Genomic DNA, 20,959 nt, shown 5'->3' with positions numbered 1-20,959 from the left:
AATGTCGGACCTACTCACGCACACCCGTCCTCATCGTTCCCCGGCTTCAGCAGGGGAACGGTCGTCACAATCGGTCGGCCTTCATCGCGAAGATCGTCTCATGCGGCTGGTACGCCCCCATCGCGTCCACCAGGGCGTCAATGCTGTCGGCGTGGATCAGGATGCCGGCATGCTGCGGCCGGATGAAGCCTGATGCCACCATCTGCCGATTAAAGCCGATCAACTGGTCGTAAAAGCCCGCGACATTCAGCAGCCCGACCGGCTTGCTGTGATAACCAAGCTGCGCCCAGCTGATCGCTTCCCACAATTCGTCCATCGTGCCGACGCCGCCGGGCAAGGTGACGAAACCGTCCGAAAGGTCGGTGAACATCTGCTTGCGCTGATGCATCGTCTGAACCACGTGCAGTTCGGTGCAGCCCTTGTGCGCGACTTCCGCTCCGACGAGCGCTTCGGGGATGACGCCGATCACCTCGCCACCCGCCTCCAGCGCCGCGTCCGCCACCGCGCCCATCAGGCCCAGCCGTCCGCCGCCATAGACGACGCCAATTCCCCGCTGCGCCAAGGTGCGGCCGACCTGGCGTGCCGCGTCGATATAGGTGAGGTCAGCCGGTGTCGCCGAACCGCAATAAACCGCCAGTCTCTTCATTTACATCCTGCCCAGATCTTCCAGCATCAGCGCCGCCGTGGCTTTGGCGCTTCCCACCACGCCGGGGATACCGGCGCCGGGATGAGTGCCCGCCCCTACCAGATAGAGGTTGGGAATGACATCGTCCCGGTTATGCGCGCGGAACCAGGCGCTTTGGGTCAGCAAGGGTTCAAGGCTGAAGGCGCTGCCATGGTGCGCGGCAAGATCGCGACCGAAATCGCGGGGGGTATAATGGAACCGCGTGACGATTCGCGATCGGATGTCGGGTATCAGGCGGTGCTGGATCTCGTCCAAGATACGTTCGGCATAGGCCGCGCCAAACTGATCCCAATCGATCGGCAGCTTGCCCATGTGCGGCACGGGCGCCAGCGCATAGAATGTGGAATGCCCCTCCGGCGCCATCGATGGATCGGTGACAGTCGGGTGATGCAGGTAAAGCGAGAAATCCTGCGGCAGGACGCCATGGTCGTAGATGTCGGTCAGCAACCCTTCATAGCGTGGCCCGAACAGGATCATGTGATGCGGGATGCCGGGCCAGCTGCCCTTGATACCGAAATGGAGGACGAACAGGCTGGGCGACCAGCGCTTTCGGGCCAGTGCTTCCCCCTGCTTCGTCCCGCGCGGATGGTGGCCGAGCAGGTCGCGATAGCTGTGCATAAGGTCGGCGTTCGAGGCAACGGCGTCTGCCTCCCCTCGCCAGCCGGACGCGGTGTGGACCGCGGTCGCTCTGTCGCCATAGGTTTCGATCCGGGTGACGGCCTCCCCAAGGCGTAGCGTTCCGCCCAGCCGCTCGAAATGCGTCGCCATGCCCTGCACGAGCCGATTGGTGCCACCCTTCGCGAACCAGACCCCGCCATCCTTTTCCAGCTTGTGGATGAGGGCGTAGATGGAGCTGGTCTTCATGGGGTTGCCGCCGACCAGCAGGGTGTGAAAGCTTAGCGCCTCGCGCAGCTTCTCGCTCTTAACGAATGACGACACCATCGAATAGACCGAGCGCCACGCCTGATGTTTCGCCAGCGCGGGCGCCGCCCGGACCATCGATGCGAAGTCCAGGAAGGCGACGTGGCCGAGCTTGCGATAGCCTTCCTCATAGACGGCAGCGGAATAATCGAGGAATCGTTCATAGCCAGCGACGTCGGCCGGATCGAGCTTCGCGATCTCCGCGCGAAGCTGCGCCTCGTTGTTGGAATAGTCGAAATTCGTGCCATCGCGCCAGTTAAGCCGATAGAAGGGCGACACCGGCATCAACGTGACATCCTGCGCCATGTCATGGCCCGACAGACGCCACAGTTCAGACAGGCAATCGGGATCGGTGACCACGGTCGGCCCTGCGTCGAAGGTGAAACCGTCCTTTTCCCACATATAGGCGCGGCCGCCGGGGCGGTCCCGGGCTTCTACCAGGGTCGTGGCTATGCCGGCCGACTGGAGCCGGATGGCGAGCGCCAGGCCGCCAAAGCCTGCACCAATGACGATGGCTGTCCTGTTCATCAGGCGGGCGGGTTCCACAATGTTCGCATGGCGCTCCTTATGGGGACAGGCGGCTTGCCACACAAGATGCGCAAACGATCAGCCATGGTCGAGCGTCCGGCGTAGAAGCGCTGGATGAGAGCAGGATCGAGCCGATAGAAGCGCTCGAAGATGCGCCAGCGTTGATCGGGCGCCGCCGCGCCGAACAGCATCCGGGCGAGCATCCGGTAATATTCGCCCTTCCGCCAATGTGCCTTCGCATAGGATCGCGTGGCGGATGCCAAGCCATCAAGCGGCTGATCCGCAAGCCAGAGCGCGAAGCGGACGGCATCGGGCAGCGAGTAGCCGGTCATCGGCTGGAACAGGCCCGCCTTCACACCGGCGCGGGGGATGGCGTCACTCTCGGGCCAATATCGATCAAAGTCGCCGCCATGAACCACCGGCAGCACCCCTTGTTCACGATGCAAGACGTCGCCCCGCCACCCCTTATCATCCGCATAGGCTGCGATGCGGTGGCCGATGGCGGCGACATCCAGGTCGGGTGAGTCGCTATAATAGGTGTCTTCGATGAACAGCGTCCGGTCGTCCCAGGGCAGCAGGTAGATGAAGCGATATCCGTCGATCTGATCCACCGTGGCATCCATGATGACCGGACGATCCACGCCGTGCGGTTCGGCGCAGCGCACGCTGTGACCCACGAACTTTTGCCAGCCGCAGCCCAACGCGCCTAAATCTCCTGCCCCCCGCGCATCGATGACCGCAGCGGCGGCAATGCGGCGGCCGTCGGCAAGTCGGACGTGGTTCGAAGACATGTCGGACACGCACGCATTGGTCAGCAATCCGTCCCCCAACCTGCGCTTTAGCGAGACAGCGAAGTGGACAGCCGTCACGCTGTTATAAGGCGTGTTCAGCCGGCGGCTGTGGCCCGGGAAATGGACGGCGTGCCCCTGGGGCCAGCGATGGGCCACCAGCGGATCTATCAGCCAGCGATGCTCTTCCGCGACATCGCCGTCGAAAAAGGACCAGATGTGGTTGCCGCCCGGCTCCCCGTCCTGTTCGACAAGAAGCAGGCGCACGTCCGGCCGCAACGCTGCAAAGGCGAGCGCGATCAGGCCGCCCGACAAGCCGCCGCCGATGATCGCCAGATCACATTCCATATCCATGGCATCGTGGTAGGCGGGTGGAGGTCCGTGATCCACCCTTGTCTTTGGTTCATATATAGTATAGGGGGCTATATTATGCATACCGTTAAAGACAGAGAGAAGCTGCTCGCTCGCGTCCGACGCATTGCCGGCCAGGTCGCGGCGGTCGAACGACAATTGTCCGGCGATGCTGGTTGTTCGGAAACATTGCAGCTCGTCGCCTCCGTCCGGGGAGCGGTCGGCAGCCTGATGGAAGAGCTGATCGAACAACATATGCGCGAGCATGTCGCCAGGCCCGGCCTGTCGGACGAAGCGAGATCGTTGGCGAGCGAAGAAATGCTGGCTCTGATCCGCCGTTATGGGAAATAAGGGCGATGCGCGACCCACATCATCGCCACGACCATCATCATGCACATGACCATCAAGCGCACGACCATGGTCATGCCAACCATTCCGACCAAGGGTCGGCGGCTGGCGTCTTTTCCGACGAGAGCCACTATTTCGACCACATCTACCTGGCCCACGGCCATGATCGGAATGAAAGGCGAACCCTGTGGGTCGTGTGGCTGACAGCGGCCACCATGGTCGTCGAGATCGTCTTCGGATGGATCAGCGGGTCGATGGCGCTGCTCGCAGACGGTTTTCACATGGCGACCCATGCCGGTGCGTTGGCCGTGGCGGCGGCCGCCTATCGCTTTGCCAGACGCCATGCCCGAAACCCGCGCTACACATTCGGCACCGGCAAGGTCGGCGATCTTGCCGGCTTTGCGTCCGCGCTGCTGCTGGCGCTTACCGCCGTCTTCATTGCGGTCGAATCGGGCATTCGGCTGTTCCAGCCTGTCGAAGTTGCGTTCGGCGAGGCTACGCTGGTCGCGATCATCGGCCTTGGCATCAACATCGCCAGCGCCTTCCTGCTGGGCCATGGCCACAGTCATGATGACGGCCATGGTCACAACCATACCGACAACAACATGCGTGCCGCCTATATCCATGTCCTGACCGACGCCCTTACGTCTGTGCTGGCGATCGGCGCCTTGCTGGCGGGGCGATATCTGCACTGGTGGTGGATGGACCCGGCGGTAGGCCTGTTGGGGGCTGCGGTCATCGCCCGCTGGTCGTGGGGGCTGATGAAGGACACCGCCGCCATTCTGCTCGACACGGCCGAACCTGCATTGATGGCGGCGGTTCAGCGGGAGGTAGAGGCGCAGGGCGCCACCATCCGCGACCTGCATGTGTGGCGCATAGGGCCCCATGCGCATGCCGCGATTATCAGCCTGTCGCCCGGCGCAGACGGCCCGGCGGTGCGCGCCCGCATCAGTGCCCTGCCCCGGATGGAGCATGTAACGGTCGAATGCGGGTGACCGCGCCCTAGGGTCGCACGTCCCAGCGGATCAGGCTGACCCGCCCGTCATCGTCGACGGCAAGCTCCCCAAAGGCACCTGTCCGCAGCTTCAGCGCGCCCCGCGAAAGCCCTGATGCCACCAAGGCGAAGCGGGCTGCCCCATTGCTGGTGACGAGCAGGTCGACGCCTTCGCCACCTTCCGCAAAGAAGGCCCTCCATGCCTGAACCCGCGCCTCCGCATCGACGATCCAGCCGTCCGGCGGGATGGCCTGCTCGTCCCAGCGGGCCAGGGCATCGGCGCCAATCCTGGCAAGGACAGCGGCTTCGGGCTGGTCTTCGTCCGGCCCGTGATCGATCTCGCCAAGCCAGTCACAGGAGCCGGCACATTCAACTCCGACAGCCGCCGCGATGAGTTCCGCCGTTTGCCGCGCCCGCTGCAACGGACTGGACAGAATGCGCCGCACGGCCAGTTTCTCCCGTGCGAACCATTGGCCGAGTTGCTCCGCCTGCATGCGGCCTGACTCCACCAAGGGAATATCCGTGCGCGCGCCAACGCGCCGCGCTTCGGCGCTGCTGGCGAACGTATTTCCGTGCCGAATTATGAACAGCCGACGCATGGCAATTACAGCAAAGGCGTGGGATCGCCATGGGCGGCGATAAGGGCTTCCACACGTGCGATATCCGCTTCCGTGTCGATCCCGCTGCTGTCGAACAGCGGTGGGTCCACCGCCACCGCCGTTACGGCTATGCCCAGTTCCAGCAAGCGAAGCTGTTCCAATCCCTCCAATTGTTCGAGACTGGTCGGCGGCGAGGCTTCGAAGCGCCGAAGCGCATCAAGCGTATAGCCATAGAGGCCCACATGCCGCCAAACCGGCGAGCCTGGCTGGCTGGCGCGCAAGGCCGCCTCGTCGCGGATCGCGGGGATGATCATCTTGGAAAACCAGAGCGCGCGTCCGTCTGGCGACCGGGCGCATGTCGTCCCGCTGAAGGGAGACTGCACCTTGTGTTCGCGCAACGCGTCGAGCGCCGCCCAATCCAGCCCGATGACCGGAGTCGCGACGTCCGCCCCCATCTGCAACGCGGCGATGACAGCATCGAGAGCGCCTTTGGGCTGAAAGGGCGAATCGCCTTGAAGATTGACGACGAAACGGGGCAAGTGCGACCGCGACAAGGCAGCGGCCAGAGCGCGGCCGGAGCCGGTAGCAATGGCGCTGTCGGTCATGATTGCGGTACAGCCGACCGCGGCTGCATGATCCGCGATTTCCCGGTCGTCTGTCGCCACGACGAGCGCCACATCCTTCCGTGCGTCGATCGCGGAGCGCGCCATCGCAATCGTGCGATGAAGCAACGTCCGCCCGGCAATCAGGCGGAGTGGCTTGCGCGGCAGGCGGGACGATCCCGCCCGCGCGGGAATGACGACCAGAACGCTCAGGCAACCCCGGCGTGCAGCAGGTCGTGCATGTGCACGGCCCCCACCAGCTTGCTGTTGTCGCATACGAAGAGCAGCATGATGTTCTTCTCATGCATCAGGCGAAGCGCCTCGGACGCCAGTTCTTCAGGGCCGATCGCCAGAGGCTGGACGGTCATGAAGCGCCCGACGGACTCCGTGAGATTCTGCTTGCCCGTTACAGTCCGGCGCAAGTCTCCATCGGTGAAGGCGCCGATAAGACATCCGTTCCGGTCGACCACCGCCGTGCCGCCAAGGCGCGCGCGCGTCATTTCGATCGTGGCGTCCAGCAGCGAGGCGTCTTCCCTGACGCTCGGAACATCCGTTCCGGCGGCCATAAGTTCCCGCACCTTGACGAGTTGCGCGCCAAGACGGCCATTGGGATGGAATTTATGGAAATCGTCCGCTGAAAAGCCACGCATTTCCATGAGCGCGATCGCCAGCGCATCCCCGAAAGCCATCTGCACGGTCGTCGATGTGGTGGGGGCAAGCGCATTGGGGCACGCTTCCTCCACTTCCGGCATCAGGATGCACAGGTCCGCGGCCAGCGCCACCGTGCTCGTTCCGCGCGCGGTCATCGCCGCGAGAGGGATGGCGAAACGCTTGCAATATTGGATGATCGGGCCAAGCTCCGTCGACTCTCCCGAGTGCGACAACATCAACACCACATCGTCAGGCGTGATCATGCCCAGGTCGCCATGACCGGCGTCGGCCGGATGCAGGAAGATCGCCGGCGTCCCTGTGGACGTCAGGGTGGCGGTCATCTTGCGGGCGACAATGCCGCTCTTGCCGATACCGGTGACGATCACCCGTCCCCGAACGTTCATGATGACGCCAACGACGCGCAGGAAGGTGGCCGAAAATTCCCGGTCCGAGAATCTCGATTCCATCGCGCTCAGTCCTGAAGCCGCAATGGAAAGGCTTCGGCAGGCGCTTTCTACGATATGTCCGCCATTGCCAAAAGGGATGATCTTCGAAGCTGATATCGACACGCGTTTGCCCTTTTTTCCGCATGTGCGACCAGGAACCGGTCGTCCAGCGGCGACGGCCATCGACTAGGATGTGCCGTCCCTCCTCGTTCCGCGACCCCCCTTGACCAACTCGCCCCAGCTGGCCTGGCCGATGACTTACGCGCTTTCAGACACTTATGGCAATCCATTTTGCGTCCGCGAAGCGAGAATAGAGCTAGGGCGTTGCATTTGCGCCGCTCTTCGTGGGCGATGAACCGATAATGCGGCTCAACGTAGCGAGATCATGCAACGCGGTGATACGATCGATACCAGTCAACGAACTCTGGCACGCCTGTCTCAATTCCGGTGGTGGGGGCAAAGCCGATGTCACGGGCGATGGCGCTGATGTCCGCATAAGTGGCGTGAACGTCACCGGGCTGGATCGGCTGGAAATCAATCTCCGCCTTGCGGCCCAGCGCCTCCTCAAGCACCGCGATCAGATGCATCAGCTCTTCGGGCCGATTGTTGCCGATATTGTAGAGCCGATGCGGCGCGCGGCTGCCGCCGGCCTTCACCGCGCCATCATCCGCCGGAGGATGGTCCAGGCAGCCAAGGACGCCAGCAACGATGTCGTCGATATAGGTGAAATCACGCTGCATGCGGCCATGGTTGAAAACCGGGATCGGCTGCCCGGCAAGGATCCTGGACGTGAAGATCCACATCGCCATGTCGGGACGCCCCCAGGGACCATAGACGGTGAAGAAGCGAAGGCCCGTCATCGGGATTCGGAAGAGATGAGCATAGGTCTCGCTCATCAACTCGTCGGCACGCTTGGTTGCCGCATAGAGCGACACCGGGTGATCGGCGCGATCCTCGACGCGGAAGGGGAGCGTATCGTTGCCCCCATAAACGGAGGAGGATGAGGCATAGACCAGATGGCGGACTCGGCGCTCGCGCGCCAGTTCCAGAATGTTGACGTGCCCCGCAAGATTCGAACGCACATAGGCGTGCGGATTGACGAGCGAATAGCGCACCCCCGCCTGCGCTCCCAGATGGACGACCGATTCGATCACCTGATCGGCGAGCGCCGCCTGCAACGCGCCCATGTCGGCAAAGTCGAGTTCGTGAAAGGTGAACAAGCGGCCATGCGCCGCCTGCAGCGCGGCGATCCGGTCGCGCTTGAGCGAGACCGGATAATAGTCGTTTATGTTGTCGATCCCGATGACGGCAAAGCCCCGGGCGAGAAGCTGGTCGGCGACGTGCATGCCAATAAAGCCCGCCACGCCGGTTACCAATATGGTCACGCTCTTCTTCTCCCGTTAGATCGCCGTGGATACAGACATGCCGGCATGCCGTCCGCCGATAGCATAGCGGATGGAGCGCCGCACCGGCCATATGCGATGATGGTGGACCGGCGACTTAGGTTTTCCCTAATATTTATCGGCTAGGAGACGGCTTCTATGGACATGGCCGCCCACCCCTCGCTTTCCGCGACGTCCGCCGCGCATACAGGCAGCCAAGGCGCATGGCGGGACCTCGCTCAGGATGCGGCCGAAGCCAATGCCTTTTATGCGCCGGACATGCTGATCGCGGCGCTCGATCATCTTGCGGGCGAACGTCATGTGCGACTGGTCGAGGTGACGGAGCAGGACAAGGTGATCGGGCTGCTGCCGGTCGTCCTTTCACCCCGTCACGGCCGATTGCCGATCGGCTGCGTCGCCAACTGGATGCACGACCATTGTTTTTTTGGCGCGCCGATCCTGCGCCGGGGCCATGAAGCGGCCGCGTGGCGCGGTTTTTTTCGTGAGCTGGATGGGGCCGATTGGGCCGCGGGCTTCCTGCATCTGGAGGGCCTGGACGCGGCGGGCGCGAACGCTGCCGCGATCGAGGCGGTCTGCGTCGAACAGGGCCGCAACTGGCGCGAAATCCATCGCTACGAACGCGCGATGCTCCGGTCCGACCTGAACGCCGACGCCTATTGGGAAACGCAGGTTCGGTCCAAGAAGCGAAAGGAATTGCGGCGCCTTCAGAAACGTTTGGGCGAACTGGGGACTGTTGCGACGCGCCGGCTGGGCAACCCCGCCGAACTCGCCTTGTGGTGCGATGAATTTCTGGCGCTGGAAGCGTCCGGGTGGAAGGGTGAGCAAGGTACGGCTCTTGCCAACCGGCCTGAGCATAGCGCCTTCTTCCGTGCGGCCTGTTCTGCGGCCTTCGCATCCGGTAATCTGCACATGCTGCGCATTGACCTCGACGAGCGGCCGATCGCGATGCTGGTCAATTTCCGGCATGGGTCCGGTGCCTTTTCCTTCAAGATCGCCTTCGATGAAGCGCTCGGCCGCTTTTCCCCCGGCGTGCTGATCGAGATCGCCAATCTTCACGATGTGCAGGACGATCCGCACATCGCCTGGATGGACAGTTGCGCTGCCGCCGACCATCCGATGATCGACAGCCTTTGGGCGGAACGACGCACGATCGTGCAGTACCGTGTCGCCCTGCATGGCCTTGGCACCGTGCGGTTGCGGCGCAATGCCGCATTGTCTGCCGCGAACGGACTTGAGGCTGTATCCCGTCTGCTGAAAGGAAAGGGATGACCCTTCATAGCCCCGTCGCCGCCGACAGCGGCGCGATCTTCCCCGCTCAGGCGCTCGCCGATTTCGGTGCGGCCTATCCGGACCGCCCTGCCAAACTGTCCCACAACATGGCCGGCCATCCGCTGCTGACGCTGGACGCGCTCGCCGCGCTGGCCGAACGGATGCCCGCGACGTCGGTCGAATATAATCTCGGCAAGCTTCCGCTGGGCGTGAAGCCAGAAGAAACGCCGTCCAATGGATTGACGCTGGGGGAGACGATCCGCACCATCGAAAGCAACGGCAGTTGGGCAGTGCTCAAGAATGTGGAGCGCGACGACGCCTACGGCGCGCTGCTCGACGGCGCGCTTGCGGAGCTGGAACCGACCGTGCGGGACAAGACCGGGCCGATGTTGCATCGGGAAGCCTTCATCTTCCTGTCCTCGCCCGGCAGCGTGACCCCGTTCCACATGGACCCGGAACATAATATCCTGCTCCAGATCATGGGGGTAAAGACGATGACCGTCTTCCCCGCCCGTGACGAACAATTGGTTCCGGCCCAGAAAAGCGAGGATTTTCACGGTGGCGGTCACCGCAATCTCGTCTGGCAGGATGGATTCAAGGCGCGGGGCATGGCCGTGAGGCTCGAGCCGGGAGACGCCATCCATGTGCCGGTAAAGGCCCCCCACTTCGTAGAAAACGGGCCGACCGTGTCGGTCAGCCTGTCCGTGACATGGCGGTCGGAACGGAGCGTCGCGGAAGGCGAATTGCACAGCTTCAACGCGCTTCTGCGCAGGCGGGGGCTGCCGACGGGGAAAGTCAGTAATAGGCCCGAACGGCAGGGCCTTCGCCGCTTCGCTTACCGCTTCATGCGGAAGCTGGGCGCCTGAACAGGCGACGTAATATCGCTTCCAGCTCCAGGCGAGGGCTGACCCGCTCGATCTGCCACCACTCCAATTGCTCCTCGCAGGTGGAGAGGCTCTGTTTGTATCGATCCTTGCCTGCGAGAAGCGAGTAGCGAGACAGGCCCCGGTCAGCATAGTGACCAACGGCGGCGGCATGACAAAGAAGGCCAGGCTTGTCTTTCGCGCTACGCGCCTCGGCAAAGGCGGACTGGTAGTTCATCGCGACGCCATCCTGGACGAAATTGAGCAACAGGCCGACGATGCCCCCGGCATCGTCCAGGCGAAGCAGTTCGACATCGCCGGTCGTGAGGCCACGAGCAGCGAGCGTCGCAACGAAACTGCGAAAGCCTTCATCATCCCAGGCATTGTCGGCATGGCGCCCCGCATTGAGAGCCGCCATTTCCGTCAGCCAGGGTCCGATTTCATCCAATGTGGCGACGGTCACATGGGGCAAGCCGGAATCACGATCCTTCATCGCCCGGCGTATCTGGCTGCGCGTGTTGGCGCTGAGCAGCGAGAGATAGTCGCCGGAAGCGGATCGAACCGCGCCGAGATCCACCTGATAGACGGGAGAGACGTCGACGCGAAGATGGCGGCGGGCCGGCAATTGCAGGAGCGGCGAACCCGGAACCACGCCGCCAAGACGCAGGATCCGCCAGTCCCGCCGACGCATGAGGGCCGCCAGGACAGCCTGAGCAGCGTCCTCTTCCTTGCCCCGGGCCACCAGGAGGCCGTTATATTCGATATAGGGCCTGTCAGCAGCGGCATCCCCCGACTGGTTGAGGCTGAGGGTCGCCGCGCTTCCCAGCAGCCGAGGCATCATCGCGTGACCCAGCAGCGCCAGCGCGATATCCTCGCCATTTTCGCGGGTCACGGCGATCAACTCGGGCGTCACCGGATAGCTGTCCAGCCAGGCGCCGATCCAGGTCCAGCGTAGGAAAAAGGAGGCGTCGGACCGAGCCTCCAACGCTTGCCAACGCCGGGCCAGGCTGCTGCGATCGAGTTGGGTGAATGTGGCGGCAAGAGACATCGCGCTCTTTGTGGCAGAGCGCGACGGCCGGTCAAGCGGATCGATCAGGCGAGGATTCGCCGCGCAGGATCGACCGTGCCGTCGGTCCTGACGCCTGCCAGCTCAAGATCCCGGCCGATCCTGCCAGTCAGGAAGCGTTGCCACATCACGAAATCCGCGCGAAGCGACCAAAATGGATAGCGGAACGTTGCCGGCCGGTTGCGTTCGACCAGACAGTGGCCCGCCCAGGCAAAGCCATAGCCGGCGAGCGGCAGCGCCAATCCCGTCCACCAATGACGCGACACGGGCAAGGTCGCGAGCAGCCCCACGACGATGCTGGTGCCCGTATAGTGCAGCGCCCGCGTGCCGGGCCGTGCATGTTCCTGCAGATAATAAGGCCAGAAATCGCGGAAGCTCTTTATACGCATCACCAGCCATCCTCTTTTGGGCTGGCAGCGTAACGATCTATGTCGTCGGCGTTAAGCGTTGTGCGCCCGACCGTGCTCCCTGTCCGGGGCGTAGAGGAAATAATCATATGCCGCACGCGCCGCTTCGGCGATCACGCGGTCCCGCGACACATGGCCTTTGCTGTCCTTCATGACGAACATCACAACGGCGAACCGCCGCCCGTCCGGCAGCCGCACCACCCCGACATCGTTACCAACGCCATTGAGCGATCCGGTCTTGTGCGCGACCGCCGTGCCGGGCGGGAGCATTCCAACGATCCGCGCCTTGCCCGTTTCGCATCCGGCCATGATGGTGAAGAGCCGCTGCGTACTTGCCGGCGACAGGGCGCGCCCAGCCTCGAACGCGGTGACCAGATCGAGCATGGCCGTGGGCGTCGATGTGTCCTCCGGCTCGGCGGCAAAGGCGATGTTCGGAAGATCCCGGATGTCGCGCACGGCGATTTGCGGATCGGCCTTGCGCGCGGCTTCCGCATTCTGTCTGAAGGTGCCCGAGAGCGGATGAATGCCCATGGCGCGATACAGAAGGTGCGCCGTGTCGCTGTCCACCCGCAAGCCCCGCACGCCAAGTCCAGTCACGAACTGGGTGATTGCCTGCGGACCGCCTGCCCGTGCCACCAGAACGTCGGTGGCGTTATTGTCGCTCTTCTGCATCATCAGTTGCAACAGGCGATCGACGGAAAGGTGCGCGCCAGGCTGCGAGAACATCCAGGCGATCCCGCCTTCACTCGCCAAGGCGGGGTCCAGGGCGAGCTGGTCTTCGAGCTTGAGTTGGCCTGCATCGATCAAGGCGAAGATGCGCCCGGCGACCGCAACCTTGTAGGCGCTGGCCATGGGAAAGAGCGTATCGCCGTTCAGCGCTTGCGTTTCCCCGGTCTGAAGGTCGCGCACTGCAATCCCGACCGTGCCGTCCGACAGGGTGGCGAAACGGGCGAACTCTCCCAGCAACTTCGCCTCGGCCGTTTGCTGGAGCAGCGGCTTGGGCGGCGGGCCGAACGCATCTGCGCCCGGCAGCGGCGCAACGAACAGGCTGAAAGCGGTAAGGACGCTGATCGGACGAAGAAAATCCATGCGCCACTGTCGCGAATCACAAGCGGCGAGGCAAGTAGGTTCACGCCGTTGACAGCACTTTGCAGGACGGGCCATCACAGGACGCATGAGCGAGACGATCAAGCTGCACGAAAGTTGGCGCAAACCCCTGACCGAGCAGTTCGCTGCGCCTCATATGCAGAATCTCAAAAGCTTTCTTCAATCCGAAAAAGCAGCCGGCAAGCGCGTCTTTCCCAGGGGCAGCGAATATTTCCGGGCGCTGGACCTGACGCCGCTGGATCAAGTGAAGGCAGTGATATTGGGGCAGGACCCCTATCATGGCGAGGGCCAGGCGCATGGCCTGTGTTTTTCCGTGCGCCCCGGTGTGCGAACGCCGCCTTCACTGGTAAACATCTACAAGGAAATGCAGGCGGACCTGGGGATCGTTCCGGCGCGCCACGGATTTCTGGAACATTGGGCGCGGCAAGGTGTGTTGTTGCTCAACAGCGTTCTAACGGTCGAGATGGGCCGCGCAGCATCGCATCAGGGCAAGGGTTGGGAACTCTTCACCGACGCAGTCGTGCGTCTGGTGGCGCAGAGCGAAAAGCCGGTCGTCTTCATGCTATGGGGCGCCTATGCCCAGCGTAAGGCGGGGTTCGTCGACCAGAACCGCCATCTGGTGATCAAATCTGCCCATCCCTCCCCATTGTCCGCACATAATGGCTTCCTGGGATCGCGTCCCTTTTCCCGCGCCAACGCCTTTCTGGAGGCCCATGGCCGCGGCGCGATCGACTGGGCCTTGCCGGCGCTCGATCCCTGATCGCTAACACAATTTGCTGAACGCAGAATAACGGCTCGGTTCAGCTTCGGCCCATGAGACCGGACGCATAACGCTCCTCACAGTCAATGAGTCATCGTCTGGAGGAGAAGACAATGAAGATCAGCAAGGCCATTCTGGCTACCGCGCTCGCCGCCGCCACCGTTTCTTCGGTTGTTCCAGCGGCTGCCGAGGCGCGTCCCCATCGCGAACGCCACTACCGCGACTATGACCGTCGCGGCGATTATCGCGACGATTATCGCTATCGCTGCCGCAAGTCGGGCGGCACGACCGGCCTGCTGCTCGGCGGTGTCGCCGGCGCGCTGCTGGGCCGGGCCGTCGACACCCGCGGCGACCGCGCTCCGGGCACGATCATCGGAGCGGGCGCAGGCGCGCTGGCCGGCCGCGCGATCGACCGCAATTCGCGCTGTTGATCCGAAGGGGGCCAGGGTCGTCGCTGAACGTCCCTGGCTTTCCAAATTTTCCGCCTAAAACGGTCGAGGCCCGGTCCTGCTTGCGCAGGCCGGGCCTCATTCCCTCTCCAAACTTGTCCGTCGTTCAGCCGTCGTAGTCGCCGCCGATATTCTGGTTCCTCGGCGGAGCAGCAGCGGTCAGGCGCAGCGCTTCCGCCGACTGTGCGATCGAACCAATCTCATCAGGCGTATCATCATCGTCGATCTGCACCTTCTGCAGCGACGCGACAACCGAATCATGAAGATCGGCGGGCAATATGGTTTCTTCGGCAATCTCGCGCAGGGCAACGACCGGATTTTTATCCCGATCGCGATCGAGCGTCAGTTCAGCACCACCCGAAATCTCGCGCGCACGCTGCGCAGCAAGAAGAACGAGATCGAAACGATTGGTAACCTTGTCGACGCAATCTTCGACAGTAACGCGGGCCAAACGGGCCTCCTGAACAAGCAATGGAAATGTCGAAGCGATCGCCTAACAGCCTGCCCCTTAAGAGTCAATGAAAAGCCCATAAAGCCATGGCGCATCCCCCTCGAACACGGCATGACGGCGCGATGGCGACCGTGACATCCGCCCCACCTTTCAACGACGCATCGACGATCGTCGCCGACCTGTGGGACAACCAGCTTCGCCTGATCGTGGAAGGGCCAGCGTTGCGCGATGCGCTGATCGCGCTGATCGGGGGCGCGCGCAGCAGCCTGAAGCTCTATTATTATATCTTTGCGGCCGACGGCAGCGGTACGCTCGTACGCGACGCGCTGATCGCGGCGCGCGCGCGCGGGGTGGCTGTTACGCTGATGATCGACGCCTTCGGATCCAGCGCCACGCCGGACGCCTTTTTCGATCCATTGGTGAAGGCCGGCGCACGGTTCGCGCGGTTCGGCACGCGCAGGTCCACCCGCTATCTGATCCGCAACCACCAGAAAATGGCAATGGCCGACGATAGCCGGTTGCTGATGGGCGGATTCAATGTCGAGGACGGCTATTTCGGCATCCCTGCCACCGATTGCTGGCGCGATGTCGGCCTGTGGATAGAAGGCGATCAGGTCGCGGCGATGAGCGGTTGGTACGGCCAGATCTGGCGCTGGGTATCGGGCCGACGCCAGCGCTTCCGAGACCTGCGCAGAATGGTCAGGCGCTGGCGCCCTCCCCGCCGGCTGGCGTCCGATACACCCTTCCGCTGGCTGATCGGCGGGCCGACGCGTCGCTTGAGCCCCTGGGCGCAGGTGGTGAAACATGATCTTGAGAAAGCGTCTCGGGTCGACATGGTCGAAGCCTATTTCTCGCCAGGCCGCGGCATGTTGAAGCGGATCGCCCGTGCTGCCCGGCGTCAGGGCGCGCGTGTCATCCTGCCAGCGAAATCGGACAATGGGGCCACGGTCGCCGCCGCCAGGCTGCTCTATGGCCCCCTGCTCAAACGCGGCGTGAAGATTGCGGAATACCAATCCTGCAAGCTGCATATGAAACTGATCGTGATCGACGACGCCGTTTTCGTCGGGTCGGCGAATTTCGACATGCGCAGCCTTTTCCTCAATCTGGAGCTCATGCTGCGGATCGAGGACCACGCCTTCGCGAGAGATGTTCGCGCCTTTATCGACCGGGAGGAAGCGGACAGCCGGGTCATCAGCCTGGAAGCCCACAGGGCTGGACGCACCCCGCTCACCCTTTTGAAGCAGTGGATCAGCTATCTGCTGGTCGGCGTGCTGGACTATACGGTTACGAGGCGGCTGAACTTCCGCGATCCCGACGCCGACTGAAATGGTCGGCGGCGCGCAGGGCAACCGCCGTCCTCCAGCCCCCTAGATCTTCAGCCCTCTAGATCTTCAGCCCGTTGCGCAGCATCAGCGCGCCGATGATGAGCAGATAGACGCCGAAAATCTTCTTCAGCGGGCCCGCGGGCAGGCTGTGCGCTGCGGCGACGCCAAGCGGCGCGGTCAGCATGGACATGGACGCTATCGCCAGGGTTGCGGGGATGTTGATATAGCCCAGCGACCCCCAGGGCAGCCCGCCTTCCTTGAGGCCTATGATGGCAAAACCGATCGTCGTCGGCACGGCAATGAGGGTGCCAATGCCGGACGCCGTCGCGATCGCCCGGTGGATAGTGCGGCCGCACAGCGTCATGACCATGATGGCGATGGTGCCGCCGCCGATGCCAAGCAAGGACGAAAATGTGCCGAGGCCGCCCGCGATGCCGACCCGGATGATGCCGGAGGGCATGGTGTCGCTCACCACCTTGCCGCTGACCTTGGGCAACAGGAAGTTCAACGACATCAATATGACGCCGCAGCCGAAGATCATCTTCAGCGTGCGCCCGTCCACATGGCTGGCAAGCAGCACGCCCGCGCCGCAGCCCATGATGATCCACGGCGCCCAGGTCTTGAGCACTTCGAATTCCACCGCTCCTCGCTTGGCATGGGCCATCAGGGAACGGATGGAAGTCACGATGATGGTCGCGGCGGATGTGCCGATCGCGACATGAGCGATGGCATCCTTGGTCCCGCCGAGCAGCGGCAACACCACAAGCAGCGCCGGCACGACGACGAAGCCGCCGCCGATGCCAAAGATGCCGGCGGCAAAGCCCGCCAGCAGACCGGCGGCCAGCATGGCGACAAGCGGCACCAGCCAGGTCATGACGTCCAGATGCATTACTTCGCCCCTCCCTGTCCGCCACGGGGCGCAACGATATTGCGGCATACACCCTGTCGTATCAAGGCTGCGAATGTAGGAAAATCGACCATCACGTCTAGACCATGCCTCTCTTCGGCGGAACAAAGCTGCATGGGGGGCATGTGGCAATGTCCCCCTGCTGGCCCTAGACGAATGATGGTCCGCAAACCCTCACCCCGGTTCGACGTCCTTTGCGTCAGGCCGAGGGGGAATGGCCAAAAAAGAAGAAGCGCCAGCCCAAGGGAAGGCTGGCGCTTCTTCTTCAAGCGCTGGTCGGAGCGTCTCGCGAAGGGTTCAGGCGACCGCCTCTTCGGCGGGGGTATAGGGCAGGCCAAGGTCATCGGCGACCGCGCGATAGGTGATCTTGCCGTTCCAGACGTTCAGGCCAGCGCGCAGATGCGGGTCCGTGCGCAAGGCTTCCTTCCAACCGAGTTCCGCGATGCGCAGCGCATGGGGCAAGGTGACATTGTTGAGCGCGTAGGTGCTGGTCCGCGCGACCGCGCCTGGCATGTTGGCGACGCAATAATGGACGACGCCATCCACGATATAGGTGGGATCGGCATGGGTCGTGGCATGGCTGGTTTCGAAGCATCCGCCCTGATCGATGGCGACATCCACCAGCACCGCACCCTTCTTCATGGTCTTGAGCATGTCCGCGCTCACCAGCTTGGGCGCGGCCGCGCCCGGGATGAGCACTGCGCCGATGACAAGGTCGGCCTCGGCCACGCATTCCGCCAGGTTCGCCCGGTTTGAAAAGCGCGTCTTCGCGCGAGCTTCGAAATACATGCCTAGCTTCTCGAGCACTTCGGGGCTGCGGTCGAGAATGGTGACGTCGGCACCAAGTCCCGCCGCCATCTGCGCTGCGTTGAAGCCGACGACGCCGCCCCCGATCACCGCCACCTTTGCCGGCAATACGCCCGGTACGCCGCCGAGCAGCACGCCGCGTCCGCCATGCGCCTTTTCGAGCGCAGTCGCGCCCGCCTGGATCGCCATGCGTCCGGCAACCTGGCTCATGGGCTTCAGCAGCGGCAGGCCGCCATGCGCATCCGTCACGGTTTCATAGGCGATGCAGGTCGCGCCGCTGGCGATCAGGTCACGCGTCTGATCGGGATCCGGCGCCAGATGGAGATAGGTATAGAGGATCTGGCCGGGGCGCAGCATGGCGCGTTCACCGGCCTGCGGCTCCTTGACCTTCACGATCATCTCAGCACGATCGAAGATTTCCGCAGCGGTCGAAACGATCTCCGCCCCTGCCTTTACATACAGGTCATCGCCAGCGCCGATCCCGTCGCCTGCACCGCTTTCGACGAGCAGCTGATGACCGTGGCTGGCCAGTTCGTGCACGCTTTCGGGAGTCAGCCCCACCCGATATTCGTGATTTTTGATTTCTTTGACGGTCCCGACGATCATCCAGGCTCTCCAATATCCCATCGGCGCGCCGAAGCCGGCCGCTGGCCCGATCATAGCGCGAGCGGGCCAGGGAAAGTTCCCTGATTTTATCCCTGTTCACGAACGGATCGGGAAACTATCCCGGCATATTGGCATTATCAGGGATATCATCCTATGGATCGCTTCGACATCGCTTTGCTGGAAACGCTTCAAACGGATTCGCGCAAGTCCGTAACCGAACTGAGCGAAGTAATCGGCCTTTCTTCTTCCGCCTGTCATCGACGCGTCAAGGCGCTTGAGGAAGCGGGGTTGATTGCAGGCTATGCCGCCCGTCTCGATCCCGACGTGCTTGGCATTACCCTTCATGCGTTCGTCGAAATGTCGCTCACCAGTCAGAGCCGGGAAACCATGGATCGGTTCGAAGCGGCAGTGGCGGATTTCCCCGAAATCCTGGAATGCCACCTGATGGCCGGGCAGGCCGATTATCTGCTGCGCGTGGCAGCGGCCGACCTCAAAGGCTTTGATGCGATCCACCGCGACTGCCTCGCCCGCCTGCCGGGCGTCGCCGCGATCCGCACCAGCTTTGCAATCCGCCGCATCCGCGACTGGCGCGGCTATCGCGTGCGGAGCCTTTAGTTGCGCATGCGGACGGGCACCGGAGCGTTGCAGATATCGACGCCTCCGGCGGGGCGGTCGTAGAAATCGTCCTTGCGGTTGGCGCGCAGGCGCAGATAGTCGGCGAAGCTGTCCGAACCTGTATCCATCACCTCGACACGGGGGCGGACCGCCTCTGGCATCTCGCTGGCGAGGCGAACGGACAGGATGGGCGTCTTGCGCTCCTTCGCTGTGTAAAAGCCCAGATCTCCGGTGCCACGCGGCAAGCTCGACAGCGCGGGCATCCCGTCAACAACCCGTCCGACCACAGCGATGTTGCGATCGAGTTGGCGCGGCGCCTGGCCTATGACAGCATAAAGTTCGGCCCCCGTCCCGGCATCGGGTGAAACATTGCGGCCCACTCCGACATAACCGTAACAATGGGGCAGCCAGGCAGAACCTCCATCCATCGCCATCGGCCATCCACCGCTGAAGCCGGTCGCACTGGCATAGGGATCAGCATAGGGAAGCGGCGTGATGCGCATCCTGCGCGTCGTCAAATCCATGACATAGTCCTGCGCGCTGGTGGTAGAGAGGCCGGGCGGCAGCGGCTTCTTCTCGGTGGCGTCACCCCATTGCACGACATAATTGTCCTGGACCCGGTTGATGCTCGTTCCATCCCACCAGTGCCGCGCGGCCAGCAAGCGGATGTTTTCAACATGGCGCGGCGCGAAGGCTGGCGCGAGTTGGATCAGGACGCGTCGTCCGCCCTTGATCGTCAGGACCAGCAATTCCTCCGCCGGAACAGGCAGCCATGCGCTTGCCGGCGCTTGCGCCACAACGGCGGCGGGCGTGGCGGGCGCGTCGGCCGACCACGCCGCGGACGGGAGCAAAGCAAGGGACAGGGATAGGGCAAGCGGGCGATGCATCATGCCCCATGAAACAGGGCATCACGGATAAAGTAAAGCCCTCGCCAATGCCCCTTGCCTCGCCGCCCGCATGGCGATAGGGAGCCGCCTTCCAGTGCATGCGGAGCGGTGGCCGAGTGGTCGAAGGCGCTCGCCTGGAAAGTGAGTATACGTCAAAAGCGTATCGAGGGTTCGAATCCCTCCCGCTCCGCCATTTCATTTAACTTGTTGATAAAAAAGGATATATTTCCCGTTTTTGAGGCGGGTTCTGGCCTTTTCTGGTGTCATTCACACGCCGGAGAACCACCGAATATGTGTAAATCCTGCATTTTCGGTCGACTTTCTCTCTTGGCCTTTTGCGTGCTACCGGATTTGAGAAGGGCAAAAGCTCGAAATCAGCGTGACTTGCCCCGAGTGCTGGCTTTCAGAATATCTTCCATCTCAATGATGCAATCCCGGCCCTTGATACCGTCCTGGGTCTCGTCTTCGGGATCGGCTTCGAAATGCGCCCGCGTCTTGTGGGACAGCGCGACGAGCATCTGGTAATTCTCCTCACCGACTTTCTTGCGGATGGTTTTCAATCCTTCGTTGAGCGCGAAGAAGGCCGTGTCGATGTTGCGCTCAGGAAGCCCTTTTCAAGTTTATCCTGACCTCACGGTCCACATAGTTCCCGATGGCCTCTTCGCGCGATAAACGGACTTTCAAGCGGCCACCGTCGAATTTCTTGACACCCTGCTCTAGGCATCATCCGTTAGTTCCTGAAGATATCGCAGCACCTCGACCTGTAACGGTGGGGTCTCTCCCTTCAGCCGATAAAAGGCAACTGCCCGTTCGAGACGAAGCTGGCGTATCAGATTTGCCTGCCCTTCGAGCGTTGTCGGAAACTCGAGCGGGTCCAGCCGATAGCTGGGATCGATAGTTCTGATTTGCCCTATCAGCATGTTGACATGAACTTCCGCCAATCCGGTGGTTACCCGATCGACGAATCCGCGGTGGCTGCCCTAGCGCGCTTCAAGCGACGGTCGGCGGGGGCACCTCGGCCGAGCGTCCGCTGCTGGCCCGGTAAACGTGATTTCGTGCGGTGTCAGATTGTCAAACGGCGTTCAAAAGGGACCCCCGATCGGCGTCGAAGAGGGACCCCCTTT

Annotated in this window: 23 protein-coding genes and 1 tRNA gene; 9 read left to right on the top strand and 15 right to left on the bottom strand. The window is 62.9% G+C overall.

Features of this window, described 5'->3' with window-relative positions:
- Window positions 1-64 precede the first annotated feature (64 nt).
- The 3 genes from AX724_RS02460 to crtY are packed head-to-tail and all read right to left on the bottom strand — an operon-like array spanning window position 65 to window position 3,276.
- A complete protein-coding gene (locus AX724_RS02460; protein ID WP_066763215.1) occupies window positions 65-646 on the bottom strand; it encodes a TIGR00730 family Rossman fold protein in 582 nt (193 codons plus the stop codon).
- Window positions 647-2,134, bottom strand: a complete 1,488-nt coding sequence (locus AX724_RS02455) for a phytoene desaturase (protein ID WP_066763290.1) — start codon at window positions 2,132-2,134, stop codon at window positions 647-649.
- Complete coding sequence (gene crtY, locus AX724_RS02450; RefSeq protein ID WP_066763213.1) at window positions 2,134-3,276, bottom strand: lycopene beta-cyclase CrtY; 1,143 nt, start codon at window positions 3,274-3,276, stop codon at window positions 2,134-2,136. The genes AX724_RS02455 and crtY overlap by 1 nt, the downstream gene beginning before the upstream one ends.
- A gap of 75 nt (window positions 3,277-3,351) precedes the next feature.
- On the opposite strand from crtY, the gene AX724_RS02445 reads away from it, so the two are divergent.
- Both AX724_RS02445 and dmeF read left to right on the top strand, forming a co-directional pair.
- Window positions 3,352-3,624 (top strand): metal/formaldehyde-sensitive transcriptional repressor, encoded by a 273-nt coding sequence (locus AX724_RS02445; protein WP_066763210.1) that lies wholly within the window; start codon window positions 3,352-3,354, stop codon window positions 3,622-3,624.
- Between the two features lie 5 nt (window positions 3,625-3,629).
- The gene (gene dmeF / locus AX724_RS02440; RefSeq protein WP_066763208.1) at window positions 3,630-4,616 is read left to right on the top strand and encodes a CDF family Co(II)/Ni(II) efflux transporter DmeF; all 987 of its coding nucleotides are present in this window, start codon (window positions 3,630-3,632) and stop codon (window positions 4,614-4,616) included.
- A gap of 7 nt (window positions 4,617-4,623) precedes the next feature.
- Here dmeF and AX724_RS02435 read toward each other — a convergent pair whose 3' ends face one another.
- The 4 genes from AX724_RS02435 to AX724_RS02420 all read right to left on the bottom strand — a co-directional run bounded on the left by AX724_RS02435 (window position 4,624) and on the right by AX724_RS02420 (window position 8,298).
- Entirely contained in the window at window positions 4,624-5,214 is a 591-nt protein-coding gene (locus AX724_RS02435; RefSeq protein ID WP_066763206.1) for a histidine phosphatase family protein, read from the bottom strand.
- Between the two features lie 5 nt (window positions 5,215-5,219).
- Window positions 5,220-6,020: a 3-deoxy-manno-octulosonate cytidylyltransferase gene (locus AX724_RS02430; RefSeq protein WP_269454110.1), complete on the bottom strand. Its 801-nt coding sequence runs from the start codon at window positions 6,018-6,020 to the stop codon at window positions 5,220-5,222.
- 5 nt (window positions 6,021-6,025) lie between these two features.
- Entirely contained in the window at window positions 6,026-6,934 is a 909-nt protein-coding gene (locus AX724_RS02425; RefSeq protein WP_231736448.1) for a KpsF/GutQ family sugar-phosphate isomerase, read from the bottom strand.
- Between the two features lie 362 nt (window positions 6,935-7,296).
- Window positions 7,297-8,298 carry an NAD-dependent epimerase/dehydratase family protein gene (locus AX724_RS02420; protein ID WP_066763203.1) on the bottom strand — a complete coding sequence of 334 codons (1,002 nt, stop codon included), beginning with the start codon at window positions 8,296-8,298 and terminating at the stop codon, window positions 7,297-7,299.
- A 156-nt stretch (window positions 8,299-8,454) separates the two neighbouring features.
- Between AX724_RS02420 and AX724_RS02415 the strand changes: the two genes are divergently transcribed.
- Both AX724_RS02415 and AX724_RS02410 read left to right on the top strand, forming a co-directional pair.
- On the top strand, window positions 8,455-9,585 hold the full coding sequence (locus AX724_RS02415; RefSeq protein WP_066763201.1) for a GNAT family N-acetyltransferase: 1,131 nt from the start codon (window positions 8,455-8,457) through the stop codon (window positions 9,583-9,585).
- Window positions 9,582-10,451, top strand: a complete 870-nt coding sequence (locus AX724_RS02410; RefSeq protein ID WP_066763199.1) for a cupin-like domain-containing protein — start codon at window positions 9,582-9,584, stop codon at window positions 10,449-10,451. Before AX724_RS02415 ends, AX724_RS02410 begins: the two co-directional genes overlap by 4 nt.
- Here the strand turns inward: AX724_RS02410 and AX724_RS02405 are convergent.
- Genes AX724_RS02405 through AX724_RS02395 form a run of 3 tightly spaced genes read right to left on the bottom strand, consistent with a single transcriptional unit; the run spans window position 10,429 to window position 13,010 of the window.
- Window positions 10,429-11,496 (bottom strand): GNAT family N-acetyltransferase, encoded by a 1,068-nt coding sequence (locus AX724_RS02405; protein WP_066763198.1) that lies wholly within the window; start codon window positions 11,494-11,496, stop codon window positions 10,429-10,431. The genes AX724_RS02410 and AX724_RS02405 overlap by 23 nt on opposite strands.
- Window positions 11,497-11,540: 44 nt before the next feature.
- Window positions 11,541-11,903 carry a DUF962 domain-containing protein gene (locus AX724_RS02400; protein WP_066763196.1) on the bottom strand — a complete coding sequence of 121 codons (363 nt, stop codon included), beginning with the start codon at window positions 11,901-11,903 and terminating at the stop codon, window positions 11,541-11,543.
- 51 nt (window positions 11,904-11,954) lie between these two features.
- Window positions 11,955-13,010 carry a serine hydrolase gene (locus tag AX724_RS02395; protein ID WP_066763194.1) on the bottom strand — a complete coding sequence of 352 codons (1,056 nt, stop codon included), beginning with the start codon at window positions 13,008-13,010 and terminating at the stop codon, window positions 11,955-11,957.
- A gap of 85 nt (window positions 13,011-13,095) precedes the next feature.
- Here AX724_RS02395 and ung point away from each other — a divergent pair, with 85 nt between their 5' ends.
- Together ung and AX724_RS02385 are read left to right on the top strand one after the other, a co-directional pair.
- Window positions 13,096-13,788 (top strand): uracil-DNA glycosylase, encoded by a 693-nt coding sequence (gene ung, locus AX724_RS02390; RefSeq protein ID WP_066763191.1) that lies wholly within the window; start codon window positions 13,096-13,098, stop codon window positions 13,786-13,788.
- Window positions 13,789-13,901: 113 nt separating this feature from the next.
- Window positions 13,902-14,219: a glycine zipper 2TM domain-containing protein gene (locus AX724_RS02385; protein WP_066763189.1), complete on the top strand. Its 318-nt coding sequence runs from the start codon at window positions 13,902-13,904 to the stop codon at window positions 14,217-14,219.
- A gap of 124 nt (window positions 14,220-14,343) precedes the next feature.
- Here AX724_RS02385 and rpoZ read toward each other — a convergent pair whose 3' ends face one another.
- A complete protein-coding gene (rpoZ, locus tag AX724_RS02380) occupies window positions 14,344-14,688 on the bottom strand; it encodes a DNA-directed RNA polymerase subunit omega (RefSeq protein ID WP_066763185.1) in 345 nt (114 codons plus the stop codon).
- 86 nt (window positions 14,689-14,774) lie between these two features.
- On the opposite strand from rpoZ, the gene AX724_RS02375 reads away from it, so the two are divergent.
- The gene (locus AX724_RS02375) at window positions 14,775-16,013 is read left to right on the top strand and encodes a phospholipase D-like domain-containing protein (protein ID WP_066763183.1); all 1,239 of its coding nucleotides are present in this window, start codon (window positions 14,775-14,777) and stop codon (window positions 16,011-16,013) included.
- Between the two features lie 58 nt (window positions 16,014-16,071).
- On the opposite strand, the gene AX724_RS02370 is transcribed toward AX724_RS02375, so the two are convergent.
- On the bottom strand, window positions 16,072-16,902 hold the full coding sequence (locus tag AX724_RS02370; RefSeq protein ID WP_066763181.1) for a sulfite exporter TauE/SafE family protein: 831 nt from the start codon (window positions 16,900-16,902) through the stop codon (window positions 16,072-16,074).
- A gap of 315 nt (window positions 16,903-17,217) precedes the next feature.
- Window positions 17,218-18,333 (bottom strand): alanine dehydrogenase, encoded by a 1,116-nt coding sequence (ald, locus tag AX724_RS02365; protein WP_066763286.1) that lies wholly within the window; start codon window positions 18,331-18,333, stop codon window positions 17,218-17,220.
- A gap of 153 nt (window positions 18,334-18,486) precedes the next feature.
- Here ald and AX724_RS02360 point away from each other — a divergent pair, with 153 nt between their 5' ends.
- Window positions 18,487-18,948: an Lrp/AsnC family transcriptional regulator gene (locus tag AX724_RS02360; RefSeq protein ID WP_066763174.1), complete on the top strand. Its 462-nt coding sequence runs from the start codon at window positions 18,487-18,489 to the stop codon at window positions 18,946-18,948.
- On the opposite strand, the gene AX724_RS02355 is transcribed toward AX724_RS02360, so the two are convergent.
- Window positions 18,945-19,835 (bottom strand): peptidylprolyl isomerase, encoded by an 891-nt coding sequence (locus AX724_RS02355; protein WP_066763285.1) that lies wholly within the window; start codon window positions 19,833-19,835, stop codon window positions 18,945-18,947. The two genes, AX724_RS02360 and AX724_RS02355, sit on opposite strands and share 4 nt — an antisense overlap.
- Window positions 19,836-19,937: 102 nt before the next feature.
- On the opposite strand from AX724_RS02355, the gene AX724_RS02350 reads away from it, so the two are divergent.
- Window positions 19,938-20,028 (top strand) — tRNA-Ser (locus AX724_RS02350).
- Between the two features lie 181 nt (window positions 20,029-20,209).
- Here the strand turns inward: AX724_RS02350 and AX724_RS02345 are convergent.
- Window positions 20,210-20,395, bottom strand: coding sequence for a hypothetical protein (locus AX724_RS02345; RefSeq protein WP_231736447.1), 186 nt, complete (start codon window positions 20,393-20,395; stop codon window positions 20,210-20,212).
- Window positions 20,396-20,959 lie beyond the last annotated feature (564 nt).

This window comes from Sphingobium sp. CCH11-B1 (assembly GCF_001556865.1).
Lineage (GTDB): Bacteria > Pseudomonadota > Alphaproteobacteria > Sphingomonadales > Sphingomonadaceae > Sphingobium.
The sequence above is the reverse complement of the archived record's forward strand: the minus strand, read 5'-3'. Positions and strand labels throughout refer to the sequence as shown.